Genomic DNA, 13,895 nt, shown 5'->3' on the forward strand with positions numbered 1-13,895 from the left:
GTGCGGTCGCGAGGGTGTCCAGATCGACGTGCACGTGGCCTCCATGGTCTCGTTGCCTAGGCAACGCCGATCATGGATGCCCTTGCGCTTACTCGCTACCCCACACCCCTTGGAATCGATCATCTAGCGACCAGGCCGTTTCACGTGAAACGGCGCCGGGGGCGACGGCTCTACCTCCAATCGGCGGTGGTGGCGGTGATGGCGACGGCGACGGCTGCGGCTGCGGCTGCGGCTGTGGCTGTGGTCGTGGTCGTGGTGGTGCGGCTGGCGGTGGCGGTGCCCGGTGCCGGTGGCGCCCGGTGGCGGTGGCGGTGCCCGGTGCCGGTGCCGGTGGCGGTGCCCGGTGCCGGTGCCCGTGGCCGCGGCGGTGGCGGTGCCGGTGGCCTTGGCGGTGCCGGTGGCGACTGTTTCACGTGAAACGGCGATCAGCGCTGGTCGACTCGCGGGCGGGCGGACCTGGGTCAGGGCTCGAACTCAGTCCCGGCTTAGCCTGGACGCCAGCATCATCGGCGCGGAGATCTAGGAGAGCCGCGCCAGCCTCAACAAAAGGGCCCTGAGTGGCCCGCTACGGCCACGAGGAGTGGATTCAGGGCCCCGGTCAGCAGACCGGCGAGTCGGACCGCTGGGGAGCCCTGTAGCGGTCGGAAGCGCCCGGGGACTGCCCTGTCGAACAGATCGGCCGCACGGTCCGGTGTCAGGACAATGCGGCCGAGGCCGGGGCGAGGCTCACTCCTCCGGCTGCTCCTCCTGCCCGACACCGATGATGCCCACGATCCGCTCCAGGTCGTCGACCGTGGCGAACTCGATGGTGATCTTCCCCTTGCTGCGGCCGATGTCGACCTTCACCCGGGTGTCGAAACGGTCGGACAGCCGGTCGGCGAGGTCGGTCAGCGCCGGAGCGTGCGGCTTGGGTCGGCGCTTCGCGGCCGGGGTCTTCGCCGGCCCGTCGGCCAGCGCCAGGGCCACCAGCTCCTCGGTCGCCCGTACCGAGATCCCCTCGGCGACGATCCGCAGCGCGAGCTGTTCCTGGGCCTCGGCGTCGTCGAGGCTGAGCAGCGCCCGGGCGTGGCCGGCGGAGAGCACGCCGGCGGCGACCCGCCGCTGCACCTGAGCCGGGAGGTTCATCAGGCGGATGGTGTTGGAGATCTGCGGCCGGCTACGGCCGATGCGCCGGGCCAACTCCTCGTGGGTGGCGCCGAACTCCTCCAGCAACTGCTGGTACGCGGCCGCCTCTTCCAGCGGGTTGAGGTTGGCGCGGTGGATGTTCTCCAGCAGCGCGTCCCGGAGCATCGCGTCGTCCTTGGTGTCCCGGACGATGGCCGGAATGCTCTCCCGGCCGACCGCCTGGGCCGCCCGCCACCGCCGCTCACCCATGACGAGCTCGTACTTCTCGCCGTCGAGCTGGCGTACGACGATCGGCTGAAGGAACCCGACCTCCTGGATCGAGGTCTTAAGCTCCTCCAGCGCCTCCTCGTCGAAGACCTGCCGGGGCTGCTTCGGGTTCGGCACGATCGCGTCGACCGGGATCTCGGCGAACCGGGCGCCCGGCACCGGGCTCAACTGCGGCCCGGACTCCGCCGCGGGGGCGATGGGCGCCCCGGCCACCGAGGGCGTCGGCGCGACAGTTTCGGCCGTGGCCGGGGCGGCTGCCTCCGCCTCACCGGCCGCCGGGACGGCCGGCTCCACCGGTGCGGTCGGGATCAGCGCCCCGAGTCCTCGGCCCAGACCGCCACGAGGACGGTTCTTCATGCGACGCCTCCCAGCGACTTCAACGCACTACGCATTCCGCACCGGCTCCTTGACCCCACGTTCGGCAATCTCCTGGGCGGCTTCGAAGTAGCTCGTCGCGCCCCGCGAACCGGGATCGTAGGTCATCACGGACTGCCCGTAGCTCGGCGCCTCGGAGACCCGCACGTTCCGGGGGATCACGGCCTGGAGCACCTTGTCGCCGAAGTGGTTCCGGACGTCCTGCTCCACGGCGTCGGCCAGCCGGGTACGGCGGTCGTACATGGTGAGCAGGATGGTGGAGACCTCGAGCTTCGGGTTGAGGTGCTGGCGGACTAGGTTGATGTTGTTGATCAGCTGGTTGAGGCCTTCCAACGCGTAGTACTCGCACTGGATCGGGATCAGCACCTCCTGCGCAGCCACCAGCGCGTTGACGGTCAGCAGACCGAGCGAGGGCGGGCAGTCGATGAACACGTAGTCGAAGTGGCCGGGGTAAGCGGCGATGGCCCGGGCCAGTCGGGACTCCCGGGCGACCACCGACACCAGCTCGATCTCGGCACCCGCCAGGTCGATGGTGGCCGGCACGCACCACAGGTTCGGGATGCCCTCGACGGCCTGGGCCACCTCCTCCAGCGGCACGCTGTCGATGAGGCAGTCGTAGACGTCGGGGATGCCGGTGTGGTGCGGGACGTTGAGCCCGGTGGAGGCATTGCCCTGCGGGTCCAGGTCGACCACGAGCACCCGGTTGCCGTGCAGGGCCAGAGCCACCGCCAGGTTCACCGTGGTCGTGGTCTTACCCACGCCGCCCTTCTGGTTCGCGACGCACATGACCCGCGTCCGTTCCGGCCGAGGCATGGTCACCTCGCCACTGGGATTCAGGATCTGCACGGCGCGCATAGCCTCCATAGCCAACGGTGGGTCATCCTCTTCGCGCGTCGGGGTTTCACGTGAAACGTACGTGCTGTGGGCGGCTTCGGCTTCGTAGTCGGCGACCGGTGGCGTGTCGGCCGAGACCGCCGCCGGACCGGCGTCCGGAACCGCGTTCGGCGCCAGCTGCTGGGGCACCGACGGCCCGGATACGGCGGCCGACGGCTCGAACCGCGCGGAGGCGGCGGGGTTCCCTCGCGCCGGGATCGACCGCGAGCCCGGCGCGTTCGTCGGACCGTCCGTCGGCTCCGGCACTTTCCGCATCGGCGGCAGGTTCGCCGGTACGCCCGACGTCGGCTGCGGCCCACCCGCCACCGGCGGAAGGTTGGCCGGGACCCCGGAGATCGGGTGGGGCCCGCCGGGCGGCGGAGCGTCCCGGCCGACCACCGGTTCGCGCCCCGGCGGACGAGGCGACGGGTCGCGGAACTCCGCGCCCACGGGCCAGCCCTGCTTGTCGGTTTCACGTGAAACGGGGTCGGCAGCAGAGGATCGCCCTCCTGGCCCGGTCACCCGTCGGTCGTCGTACCTGCCGTCGTCATGCACCTGTCATCCCTGCCCGCTCCGGATGGTCGGTCCGCACCCCGTCAATCGGCCGTCCCGCGCTCACCTCGCGCGGCGTACGGCCCGGCGGGAACGGTCGGGGTCCGGTGCCATCCGGCACCGCCGTTCCACACTATCGACGCGCGGCCAGCCTACGGCGCACGGGCGCAGCGGGTCCACGTCGGGTTCTGATCGGTCAGCTACCTCGCACCGTCTCCAACGACCGAACGGTCACCCGGAAGCCGTTGTGAAATCAGCGATCCCGACCGCCGCGGCCACCCCGACGGCCGCCCCGGGACCGCTTCGCCGCGGCCTTCTTGCGAACCGGACCGACGACCCGCTCGCGGACCACCTCGATCACCGTCGCGGGCGGCTCGATCACACCCACGCCGCAGCGGTGCACCTCCGGCTGCCCGCCACCGAGCCGGGCCACCGTCTCGGCGTGCTCGGCGACCTCCTCGGCGGCGGAGGCGCCCTTCAGGGCGACCAGCCGGCCGCCGGGCACGACAAGCGGCAGACACCAGGCGGCAAGCCGGTCCAGCGGGGCCACCGCGCGGGCGGTGACGATGTCGCCGCTGAGCGGCGCGACGTCGCGCGAGCCGGTGGCCGCCTCGTCCGCCCGTCCCCGGAAGACCCGCACCATCCGGGTCAGGCCCAGGTGCTGCACCGCCTCGATGAGGAAGGAGGTGCGCCGGGCGAGCGGCTCGATCAGCGTGACGGTCAGGTCGGGCCGGGCGATCGCCAGCACCAGGCCGGGCAGCCCGGCACCGGAGCCCACGTCGAGCACGGTCGCGCCCTCGGGGATCCGTTCGGCCATGGCGGCGCAGTTGAGCAGGTGCCGCTCCCAGATCCGGGGTGCCTCCCGGGGGCCGATCAGGCCGCGGACCACGCCGTCCGTCGCCAGCAACTCGGCGTACGCGGCGGCGAGGTCGAGCCGGTCACCGAAGAGGGTGCGGGCCGCCTCCGCCAGCTCGGGCGGAAGCGTGACCTCGGCGGGGGACGGACGGTCGTCGGGACCGGCAGGACCCTCCGCCTCAGTCGCGACGCCGGTTGCCGGCTCCTCGGCCGGGTGGTCCGGATCGATCCGGTCGGCCACCGCCGGATCGACGGCGTCGGCGGACGCGTCGGCGACGGCCGGTTCGGTCGGCTCTGTCGGAACGTCGACGGCCGTCGGCTCTGTCGGAACGCCGACGAAGGCCGGATCGACCGACCCGGTCGGCGCGTCGGCGAAAGCGGGATCGGCGGTCGGCGTACCGGAGAAGGCCGGCTCGACCGAGCCCGCCGGCGCGGCCGGGGCCGGCTCCTCCGCAGGGCCCGACGGCGTACCCGAGAACGGCGCGTCGGCCGGCGCGGCCGGCCCGGCCGGGGGTGGAGTCGCGGCGTCGGTGGTGCGGTCGGAGAAGAGCGGGGCGGGCGTGCCGGGTTCGGCGGCCGGGTCGGGCCGGACAGGCGACGGCCCGGACGGCGTACCGCCCGGGCCGGACATGGCACCCGCCGTTGTCTCGTCGTGGGTCACCCGGTCAGTCCGCCGGCCGGACGATGATGCGCCGGTTCGGCTCGACGCCCTCGGACTCGCTCTCCACGCCGCTCATCGCGTTCACCACGTCGTGCACGCACTTGCGCTCGAACGCGGACATCGGCTCGAGCCGCACCGGCTCGCCGTACTCCTTGACCTTCTCGACCGCGTTCTTGGCGACGGCGGCGAGCTCCTTGCGCCGGTTGGCCCGGTAGCCGCCGACGTCGAGCAGCAGCCGGCTCGGCGTGCCGGTCTGCCGGAACACCGCCAGCCGGGCCAGCTCCTGAAGGGCCTCCAGGGTGGCGCCGCGCTGGCCGACCAGGTTCTGCAGGCTGGCACCGACCACCTCGACGACCGGACGGCCGCCGGAGACCAGCTCATCGATGTCGCCGTCGTAGTCGAGGATGTCGAGCAGGCCCTCGACGTAGTCCGCCGCGATCTCGCTCTGCCGGAACAGGTCGCTCTCGGCCGGCGCCTTCTTCTCCCGGGCCGCCCCGGCCTCGGTCTCCTCGGACTCCTCGGCGACGGCGGCCGGCGCGGTCTCCTCGTCCAGGGACTGCTCGGCACTGGGGATGCTGGTGTCGGTCACGGTCTCATCTCCGTACTCGCTCGGCCGGACCGTCGGGTCCGCTGCTCTCCCGGGGCCGGCGGGAGGTCTCGCCGGTGCCCACGGGCACGTCTGTACGGGCAGTTTCGCCCGTGGCCGCGCTGCTCGCGGCGGTTCCGGCCCGGCGCCGACCGTACGGTGGCTGCACGGGACCGGAAGGGGCCGCCGCCGGTGTCCCGACGGCGGCCCGAGGCTCAGCCCTGCCGCTTGGCCGGGCGGGTCTTCTTCGGGTTGACTGGCTTGGCGCCGGGCTTCGGGCCGGCCACCTTGGGGGTGGTCACCTGCGGCTTCGCCGGCGCTGGGGCGACCTTGCGACCGAGCAGGCCGCCGGTCTTCGCCGGCTGGGCGCCGTTGCGGGCCGCGGTGCCGGTCTTCGGCGGAACCAGCGGCGGGAACTTGCGGAGCACCCACTGCTGCTGCCCGAGGGTGAACAGGTTGTTGGTGACCCAGTAGATGATCACACCGATCGGGAAGATCGAACCGGAGACCAGCAGCGACACCGGGATGCCGTAGAGCATCAGGCGCTGCACCATCCGCTGCTGCGGGTCCTCCGCCCAGCCGGTCTTGAGGATCATCTGCCGGCTGGTGAGGTACGTGGTGGCGATCATGATGAGCACCAGGACGCCGGCGATGACCTTCGTGGTGTTGCCGCTCGCGCCGAGCCCGGCCAGCTCGTCGGCGGTGGAGCCGAACCGACCGGAGATCGGGGCGGTGAAGAGCTTGGCGCTGGAGGCGCTGTTGAACTGGTCGACGGTCCAGCCGTAGAGGGTCTTGCCCTGGTTGGCCGGGTTCAGCCGCTTCAGCGTGTGGAACAGGCCGAGGAAGACCGGGATCTGGAGGAACATCGGAAGGCAGCCCATCAGCGGGTTGGCCTTTTCCTTCCGGTAGAGCTCCATCATCTCCTTCTGGAGCGTCTCCCGGTCACCCTTGTGCTTCTCCTGGAGCTCCTTGACCTTCGGCTGGAGCGCCTGCATCGCCCGCTGCGACTTGATCTGCTTGACGAAGACCGGGAAGAGGATCACCCGGACCGTCACCACCAGGAAGATGATGGCGAGGATCCAGGACCAGTTGGTCCCGAGCACCGCCTCGATCGACACCCCGATGGCGTCCCAGGCCGAGTGCCAGGTCAGCAGGATCCACGAGATCGCGTAGTAGATCCAGTCGAGACTCAATTCTCAGGCTCCAGTCACATCGGCACGGCGGTGACCGCCCGGCTCCGGCACCGGGTCATGGCCACCTGGGTGAAAGGGGTGGCAGCGCGACAGCCGTCGGACCGTCAGCCAGGCTCCCCGGAGCGCACCGTGCCGGGAGATCGCCTCCACGGCGTAGGCACTGCAGGACGGGTAGAACCGACAGCGGGCCGGCAGCGCCGGGCTTATCCAACGACGGTACGCGACGATGGGCACCAGCAGCACTCGGCCACCGGTTGTCACGGGCCGCGGGGCGGCGTTTCCGCCGCTCATCGGGACCGCCGACCCCGAGGGGCCCGCGCCGCGGCGATGGCGCCGTCCAGGTCGGCCCCGAGCCGGGCGTACGACGCCTCGGCGGCCGCGGGCTGGGCCCGTACCACCAGGGTGCTCCCGGTGGGGAGCTGGTCGAGCCGCTCGCGGACCAGGTGCCGGAGCCGACGGCGGACCCTGTTCCGGACCACCGCGTTGCCCACGGCCTTGGACACGACGAAGCCGGCGCGGCTCGGTGCGGAGGTCTCCGCACTGTTCCGCGCCGGCTCCGGCGAGGTTGTCGCGGTGGGTCCGATGGTCGGGGGAAGGGTCAGGTGCACCACGACAGCGCCGCGGCCGGCGCGTCGGCCACCCCGGACCGCTGCGGCGAAGTCGCTACTGCGCCGCAGTCGCTGCGCGGCGGCCAGCACGACTGCCCACGTCCCCGGACCGGTCGGCGTCAGGCCGACAGGACGGTGCGGCCCTTGGCGCGACGGGTCGAGATGATGGCGCGGCCGGCCCGGGTGCGCATGCGCAGCCGGAAGCCGTGGGTCTTCGCGCGCCGGCGGTTGTTCGGCTGGTAGGTGCGCTTGCTCACGTCAGGCTCTCCGTTTTCGTACGCCCCAGGCGGGGGATCGCCCGGGGTCGTGTGGTGGTCCAGGCCACCTCGGCGGTGGCCCCCGATCGGTGCTGCCCGGTGACGCGGGACCTCGGCGATGCGGGGAAGCGACCGCGGACAGCAAGCACCCATCACCCTAGCAGAGGGCGAGAGAGCAGCCGCTCCAGCCTACGCAGGGGGGCAATGACCGTCAAACATCACATCCGCGCCCGCCGTCGGACCGGGAGCACGACCGAAGGGGCGGTTTTCACTGATGTTGACAAGGGTGCCACCGGGTCGGCGGTTGATGACGCAGGGCCCGCGCTGTTAGCGTGCCCGATTGCGGTCAGCGTCGGGGGTCCGGGTTGTCGCTGACAGGCAAGACCGGACAAGGTAGTGAATCGTTCGGCACGGTGAACCCGCTTCAGCGCCTCCCGTGAGTCAGGGGGCAGGTCCGACCCGCGTCCGGTGGGCGGCCACAATCGGTCGACACACAGGCTGTGGATAACTTGTGGATGACGACCGGTCAGCCGTCCGGGTGGGTGTGACGCACACCCGCGCGAACGCGGTGGCGGGCCCGGAACGGTCGCTGGACAGCAGCGGCGGCCGGGAGCAGAGGCGAGGGGGTGGCACGACGGTGACCGGAGCGACCGACCTCGCCGCGGTGTGGGCGGCGGCGACCGAAGAGCTCGCCGACGAGATCATCTCCGCGCAGCAACGGGCGTACCTGCGCCTTACCCGGCTGCGGGCGATCGTCGAGGACACCGCCCTGCTCTCCGTCCCGGACGCGTTCACCCGGGACGTGATCGAGTCGCGGCTCCGCCCGGCCATCACCGAGGCACTCAGCCGCCGGCTCGGCCGGTCCATCCAGGTCGCCGTCACCGTGCGCGTCGCCGAGGACCCCGCCGGCCGGCCCGCGGGCACCGTCTACCGGAGCGGTCCCGAACAGGCCGACCTGGACGCCCCCCAGGACCTGCTCGCCGGCTTCGGCCCGACCGGCCCGGTCCCGGACGCCCCCGCCTTCCCCGGGCTCGACTACCCGTCCCGGCCCGGCTACCCGTCCCGGTCGAACGAGCCCGGCTACCCGGATGAGCGCCCCGAGCCGCCGACCGAGGAGCCGGCGCCCCGGCAGCGCACCGCCGACGGCGGCCGGCAGCAGCTCATCCCGGCCAGCCGGGACGGCCAGGACACGCTGTTCGGCACCGCCTTCGCGGAGCCGATGCGCGCCGCCGGGCCCGCCCCTGAGCGCCGGGGCTTCGACGAACGAGCCGCCCGGGTCGAGTCGCCGGCCGCCGACAGCCGTGGGTACGAGCCCCGGTACCGGGAGAACGCCGACCCGCAGCCGCTGCGCGGCCTGCCCCGGGACGGCGGTACGGACAGCGGCCCGGGTCGCGGTGGAGTCGATCGTCGACCGGGCGGCCGGGACGACCGCCGGTTGCCCGGTGCGGAGAGCGGCAACCGGCTCAACCCGAAGTACATGTTTGAGACGTTCGTCATCGGCTCGTCGAACCGGTTCGCCCACGCGGCGAGCGTCGCGGTGGCCGAGTCACCGGCGAAGGCGTACAACCCGCTCTTCATCTACGGCCACTCCGGGTTGGGCAAGACCCACCTGCTGCACGCCATCGGGCACTACGCCACCACGCTCGGCAACGCCCGCTCGGTCCGGTACGTCTCGACCGAGGAGTTCACCAACGACTTCATCAACTCGCTCCGGGACGACAAGACCAGCGCGTTCCAGCGCCGCTACCGCGACGTCGACATCCTGCTGATCGACGACATCCAGTTCCTGGAGAACCGGGAGCGGACGCAGGAGGAGTTCTTCCACACCTTCAACACCCTGCACAATGCCAACAAGCAGATCGTGATCACCTCCGACCGGTCGCCGCGCCAGCTCGCCACCCTGGAGGACCGGATGCGGACCCGGTTCGAGTGGGGGCTGTTGGCCGACATCCAGCCGCCGGACCTGGAGACCCGGATCGCGATCCTGCAGAAGAAGGCGGCGCAGGAACGGATGTACGCCCCACCGGACGTGCTGGAGTTCATCGCCTCCCGGGTGTCGAACTCGATCCGGGAACTCGAGGGCGCACTGATCCGGGTCACCGCGTTCGCCAGCCTCACCCGGTCGAACGTCGAGCTGTCGCTGGCCGAGGAGGTGCTGCGGGACTTCATGCCGGACGGTGCCGGACCGGAGATAAACGCCGACCAGATCATGGCCTCCACCGCGGACTACTTCGGGGTGAGCTTGGAGGACCTGCGCGGCCAGTCCCGCTCGCGCGTGCTGGTGAACGCCCGGCAGGTGGCCATGTACCTGTGTCGGGAGTTGACCGAGCTGTCGCTGCCCCGGATCGGGCAGGCCTTCGGCGGCCGGGACCACACCACGGTGATGCACGCCGACCGGAAGATCCGCCAGCAGATGGCGGAGCGGCGGTCGCTCTACAACCAGATCGCCGAGCTGACCAACCGGATCAAGCAGAACACCTGAGTCGTACGCCACCCCGGCGCCCGCCGGAGACGGCACCAGGAACGCCCGGCCGAGCCTCGGCCCGGCGTTTTTCGCGTCCCTGGCCGTCCGGGGTTGACCCTGCACCGGCTTCAGGGCCCAGGATCGCTGTCATGTTCGTCCACAGGACCGCCCGGTTGTCCACATCCCCTGTTCCACAGACGGTGGAAAACCACGCTCCGTCCGGAGCCGGTTACCCACAGACTGTGGACAACCCCTGGGGACGAGGCTGTGGACGCCTGGGGACGACGGCGGAGTTGTCCACCGACGACGGTCGACCTGTGGGCGGCCTGTTGAAGGTTCTGGGGACGACGTCGATCAACGTCGTCCGGCCCGTCCACAGCGTTGGGGAGAAACCCCGTGGATTACCGGTGGACAACCGGTGGACAACCGTGGAAAACCTGGGGGCCGACGGCGCCTGTGGACCGGAACACCGGTTGCACCCCCGGTTCTCCACAGCCAAACCACCGGTGGATAACCTGTCTGACCTGGGCGGACGTCGGTTCTCCACAGTTTGCACAGGTGCGATGAAGACGATGAGTTATCTCTTCTAAAACAACAAAAACCAATCATCACCGTTGGACTTCCTGTGGATCGGGCCGGAGCACTGCCGCCGGCAGTCACCCGGGCACCTGGATCCACGGGGTCGGGCGCACAGCCGATGCCCACGCGCCCTAAGGTGCGATGGGTACCCGCACGGTCGGGCGGGACGGTGGGCAGCGGTCGGCATGAGAGAGTTGTCGCTGACGTCGACGCGGAGGCATTGATGAAGTTCCGAGTGGAGCGCGATGCGCTCGCCGAGGCGGTCGCGTGGACCGCCAAGAGCCTGCCCAACCGACCTTCCGTACCGGTGCTGGCCGGGGTGATGCTGCGGGTCACCGACGGCAACCTCCAGGTTTCCGGCTTCGACTACGAGGTCTCCAGCCAGGTCACCGTCGAGGTGCAGGGGGACGCCGACGGCGCCGCCCTCGTCTCCGGCCGCCTGCTCGCCGAGATCACCAAGGCGCTGCCCGCCAAGCCGGTGGACATCGCCGCGGTCGGCGCCCACCTGGAGCTGGTCTGCGGCAGTGCCCGCTTCACCCTGCCGACCATGCCGGTGGAGGACTACCCCGCGCTGCCGGAGATGCCGGAGAGCACCGGCACGGTCGACGCCGCCGCGTTCGCGGCCGCCGTCGCCCAGGTCGCCGTCGCCGCCGGCCGCGACGAGACGCTGCCGATGATGACCGGCGTACGCATCGAGCTCTCCGGCGGCACGCTCGCCATGCTCGCCACGGACCGCTACCGCCTCGCGCTGCGCGAGATGGAGTGGAACCCGGACGACCCCGAGGTGAGCATCAACGCCCTGGTGCCGGCCCGGACCCTGAACGACACCGCGAGGGCGCTCGGCCCGCTCGGCGGCCAGGTCACCATGGCGTTGTCCCAGGGCGGCGCCGGCGAGGGCATGATCGGTTTCTCCGGCGGCACCCGCCGGACCACCAGCCGGCTGCTCGACGGCGCCAACTACCCGCCGGTGCGCTCGCTCTTCCCGGCCAGCCACAACGCCGAGGCGCGGGTTCCGGTGAGCACGCTGATCGAGGTGGTCAAGCGGGTCGCCCTGGTCGCCGAGCGGACCACCCCGGTGCTGCTGAGCTTCAGCGCGGACGGGCTGGTGGTCGAGGCCGGTGGCACCGAGGAGGCGCGGGCCAGCGAGGCGATGGAGGCGACCTTCACCGGCGACGCGCTGACCATCGGCTTCAACCCGCAGTACCTGATCGACGGCCTGACCAACCTGGGTGCCCAGTACGCCCTGCTCTCGTTCGTCGACGCCTTCAAGCCCGCGGTGATTTCCCCCGCCGGCGAGGATGGCGAGGTCATCCCGGGGTACCGATACCTCATCATGCCGATCCGCGTGTCCCGCTGATCGCGCCCCAGCAGATCCAGACGCACGGAGGTAGGAGCAGATGCAGCTCGGCCTGGTAGGACTCGGCCGGATGGGCGGCAACATGCGCGAGCGGTTGCGCGCCGCCGGTCACGAGGTGGTCGGCTTCGACCGCAACGCGGAGCTGAGCGACGTCGCGAGCATGACGGAGCTGGCCGAGAAGCTGGAGTCGCCGCGGGCGGTCTGGGTGATGGTCCCGGCGGGGGTCACCGACGCCACCATCGACGAGCTGGCGGGCGTGCTCGGCGCGGGCGACATCATCATCGACGGCGGCAACTCGCGGTTCAGCGACGACGGTCCGCGCGCCGAGCGGCTGAACGAGCGCGGCATCGGCTACCTCGACGCCGGGGTCTCCGGCGGCGTCTGGGGCCGGCAGAACGGGTACGCCCTGATGGTTGGCGGCGCCCAGGAGCACGTCGAGCGGCTGATGCCGATCTTCGAGGCGCTCAAGCCCGCGGGCGAGTTCGGGTTCGTGCACGCTGGGCCGGTGGGCGCCGGGCACTACGCCAAGATGGTGCACAACGGCATCGAGTACGGCCTGATGCACGCCTACGCCGAGGGCTACGAGCTGCTCGCCGCCTCCGAGCTGGTGACCAACGTGCCGGGCGTCTTCAAGTCCTGGCGTGAGGGCACGGTGGTCCGGTCCTGGCTGCTCGACCTGCTCGACCGCGCGCTGGACGAGGACCCGGAGCTGGCCGAGCTGAGCGGCTACACCGAGGACACCGGCGAGGGCCGGTGGACGGTCGACGAGGCGGTCCGGCTCGCCGTGCCGCTGAACGTCATCACCGCCTCGCTCTTCGCCCGGTTCGCCTCCCGTCAGGAGGACTCGCCCGCGATGAAGGCGGTCGCCGCGCTGCGCCAGCAGTTCGGCGGCCACGCCGTCCGCAAGCGCTGACCGGTATCCACAGCCTGTGTACGTCCGCCGGCTCGAACTGGTCGACTTCCGCTCGTACGAGCGGGTCGGCGTCGATTTGGAGCCGGGCCCGAACGTGCTGATCGGCGCCAACGGCGTCGGCAAGACCAACCTGGTCGAGGCGTTGGGCTACGTGGCGACCCTGGACTCGCACCGGGTCGCCACGGACGCTCCGCTGGTCCGGATGGGCGCCTCCTCGGCGGTGATCCGCTGCGCGGTGGTGCACGACGGGCGGGAGCTCCTGGTCGAGCTGGAGATCGTCCCCGGCAAGGCCAACCGGGCCCGGCTCGGCCGGTCCCCCGCCCGCCGCGCCCGGGACGTGCTCGGCGCGCTGCGGCTGGTGCTCTTCGCCCCGGAGGACCTGGAACTCGTCCGGGGCGACCCGGCCGAGCGCCGCCGCTATCTCGACGACCTGCTGGTCACCCGGCAGCCCCGGTACGCCGGGGTGCGCGCCGACTACGAGCGGGTGGTCAAGCAGCGCAACGCCCTACTCCGGACGGCGTACCTGGCCCGCAAGACGGGCGGGTCGCGGGGCGGGGACCTGTCCACCCTCGCGGTGTGGGACACCCACCTGGCGCAGCACGGCGCGGAGCTGCTCGCCGGCCGGCTGGAGCTGGTCGCCGCGCTCGCCCCGCACGTGACCAAGGCGTACGACGCGGTGGCGGCGGGCAGGGGGGCGGCCGGGATCGCGTACCGGCCGTCGTTGGAGCTGCCCGACCCGACCGTGGACCGGGCCGCGCTGGCCGCGGCGCTGACCGCCGCGCTGGCCGAGTCGCGGTCGGCGGAGATCGAACGCGGCACCACGCTGGTCGGGCCGCACCGGGACGATCTGGTGCTCACCCTGGGCCCGCTGCCCGCCAAGGGGTACGCCAGCCACGGCGAGTCGTGGTCGTACGCCTTGGCCCTGCGGCTGGCCGGGTACGACCTGCTGCGCGCGGACGGCATCGAGCCGGTGCTGGTCCTCGACGACGTCTTCGCCGAGCTGGACGCTGGCCGCCGGGAGCGGCTGGCCGAGCTGGTGGGCGGGGCGAGTCAGCTCCTGGTGACCTGTGCGGTGGACGACGACGTGCCGGCGGCCCTGCGCGGCACCCGCTACGAGGTGGGCGAAGGGACGGTACGCCGTGTCGGATGAGCCGCAGCTTCCACCGGCCCGGCTCGGGCCGGCGCGCGGAGGCCGTACGCCCGGAAGCGGCGCGGACGACCGTGCCGCGC

12 protein-coding genes are annotated in these 13,895 nt (G+C 71.8%); 4 read left to right on the plus strand and 8 right to left on the minus strand.

Features of this window, described 5'->3' with window-relative positions:
* Positions 1-726: 726 nt before the first annotated feature.
* The 8 genes from DKT69_RS01585 to rpmH all read right to left on the minus strand — a co-directional run bounded on the left by DKT69_RS01585 (position 727) and on the right by rpmH (position 7,352).
* Positions 727-1,749 carry a ParB/RepB/Spo0J family partition protein gene (locus DKT69_RS01585; protein WP_109799829.1) on the minus strand — a complete coding sequence of 341 codons (1,023 nt, stop codon included), beginning with the start codon at positions 1,747-1,749 and terminating at the stop codon, positions 727-729.
* Between the two features lie 27 nt (positions 1,750-1,776).
* Positions 1,777-3,195, minus strand: coding sequence for an AAA family ATPase (locus DKT69_RS40935; protein WP_109799830.1), 1,419 nt, complete (start codon positions 3,193-3,195; stop codon positions 1,777-1,779).
* 250 nt (positions 3,196-3,445) lie between these two features.
* Positions 3,446-4,162: a 16S rRNA (guanine(527)-N(7))-methyltransferase RsmG gene (gene rsmG / locus DKT69_RS01595; protein WP_201749441.1), complete on the minus strand. Its 717-nt coding sequence runs from the start codon at positions 4,160-4,162 to the stop codon at positions 3,446-3,448.
* A 550-nt stretch (positions 4,163-4,712) separates the two neighbouring features.
* A complete protein-coding gene (locus tag DKT69_RS01600) occupies positions 4,713-5,297 on the minus strand; it encodes a Jag family protein (RefSeq protein ID WP_109799831.1) in 585 nt (194 codons plus the stop codon).
* Positions 5,298-5,509: 212 nt separating this feature from the next.
* On the minus strand, positions 5,510-6,487 hold the full coding sequence (gene yidC, locus DKT69_RS01605; RefSeq protein WP_109799832.1) for a membrane protein insertase YidC: 978 nt from the start codon (positions 6,485-6,487) through the stop codon (positions 5,510-5,512).
* A gap of 3 nt (positions 6,488-6,490) precedes the next feature.
* Positions 6,491-6,778 (minus strand): membrane protein insertion efficiency factor YidD, encoded by a 288-nt coding sequence (yidD, locus tag DKT69_RS01610; protein ID WP_109799833.1) that lies wholly within the window; start codon positions 6,776-6,778, stop codon positions 6,491-6,493.
* Complete coding sequence (gene rnpA / locus DKT69_RS01615) at positions 6,775-7,185, minus strand: ribonuclease P protein component (protein WP_109799834.1); 411 nt, start codon at positions 7,183-7,185, stop codon at positions 6,775-6,777. The genes yidD and rnpA overlap by 4 nt, the downstream gene beginning before the upstream one ends.
* A gap of 29 nt (positions 7,186-7,214) precedes the next feature.
* The gene (gene rpmH, locus DKT69_RS01620; RefSeq protein ID WP_109799835.1) at positions 7,215-7,352 is read right to left on the minus strand and encodes a 50S ribosomal protein L34; all 138 of its coding nucleotides are present in this window, start codon (positions 7,350-7,352) and stop codon (positions 7,215-7,217) included.
* 637 nt (positions 7,353-7,989) lie between these two features.
* Here rpmH and dnaA point away from each other — a divergent pair.
* The 4 genes from dnaA (at position 7,990) to recF (ending at position 13,815) form a co-directional block, all read left to right on the plus strand.
* Positions 7,990-9,834, plus strand: a complete 1,845-nt coding sequence (dnaA, locus tag DKT69_RS01625) for a chromosomal replication initiator protein DnaA (protein WP_109799840.1) — start codon at positions 7,990-7,992, stop codon at positions 9,832-9,834.
* Between the two features lie 784 nt (positions 9,835-10,618).
* The gene (dnaN, locus tag DKT69_RS01630; protein WP_109799836.1) at positions 10,619-11,752 is read left to right on the plus strand and encodes a DNA polymerase III subunit beta; all 1,134 of its coding nucleotides are present in this window, start codon (positions 10,619-10,621) and stop codon (positions 11,750-11,752) included.
* Positions 11,753-11,792: 40 nt separating this feature from the next.
* Positions 11,793-12,665, plus strand: coding sequence for a phosphogluconate dehydrogenase (NAD(+)-dependent, decarboxylating) (gene gnd, locus DKT69_RS01635; RefSeq protein ID WP_109799837.1), 873 nt, complete (start codon positions 11,793-11,795; stop codon positions 12,663-12,665).
* 16 nt (positions 12,666-12,681) lie between these two features.
* On the plus strand, positions 12,682-13,815 hold the full coding sequence (recF, locus tag DKT69_RS01640) for a DNA replication/repair protein RecF (protein ID WP_109799838.1): 1,134 nt from the start codon (positions 12,682-12,684) through the stop codon (positions 13,813-13,815).
* Positions 13,816-13,895 lie beyond the last annotated feature (80 nt).

This window comes from Micromonospora sicca (genome assembly GCF_003172935.1).
Taxonomy (GTDB): Bacteria; Actinomycetota; Actinomycetes; order Mycobacteriales; family Micromonosporaceae; genus Micromonospora; species Micromonospora sicca.

Excerpts from the sequence above, each read along its gene's own strand:
- dnaN (WP_109799836.1), top strand. The coding sequence starts at position 10,619 with ATGAAGTTCCGAGTGGAGCGCGATGCGCTCGCCGAGGCGGTCGCGTGG.
- DKT69_RS01585 (WP_109799829.1), bottom strand. The coding sequence starts at position 1,749 with ATGAAGAACCGTCCTCGTGGCGGTCTGGGCCGAGGACTCGGGGCGCTG.
- gnd (WP_109799837.1), top strand. The coding sequence starts at position 11,793 with ATGCAGCTCGGCCTGGTAGGACTCGGCCGGATGGGCGGCAACATGCGC.
- yidD (WP_109799833.1), bottom strand. The coding sequence starts at position 6,778 with ATGAGCGGCGGAAACGCCGCCCCGCGGCCCGTGACAACCGGTGGCCGA.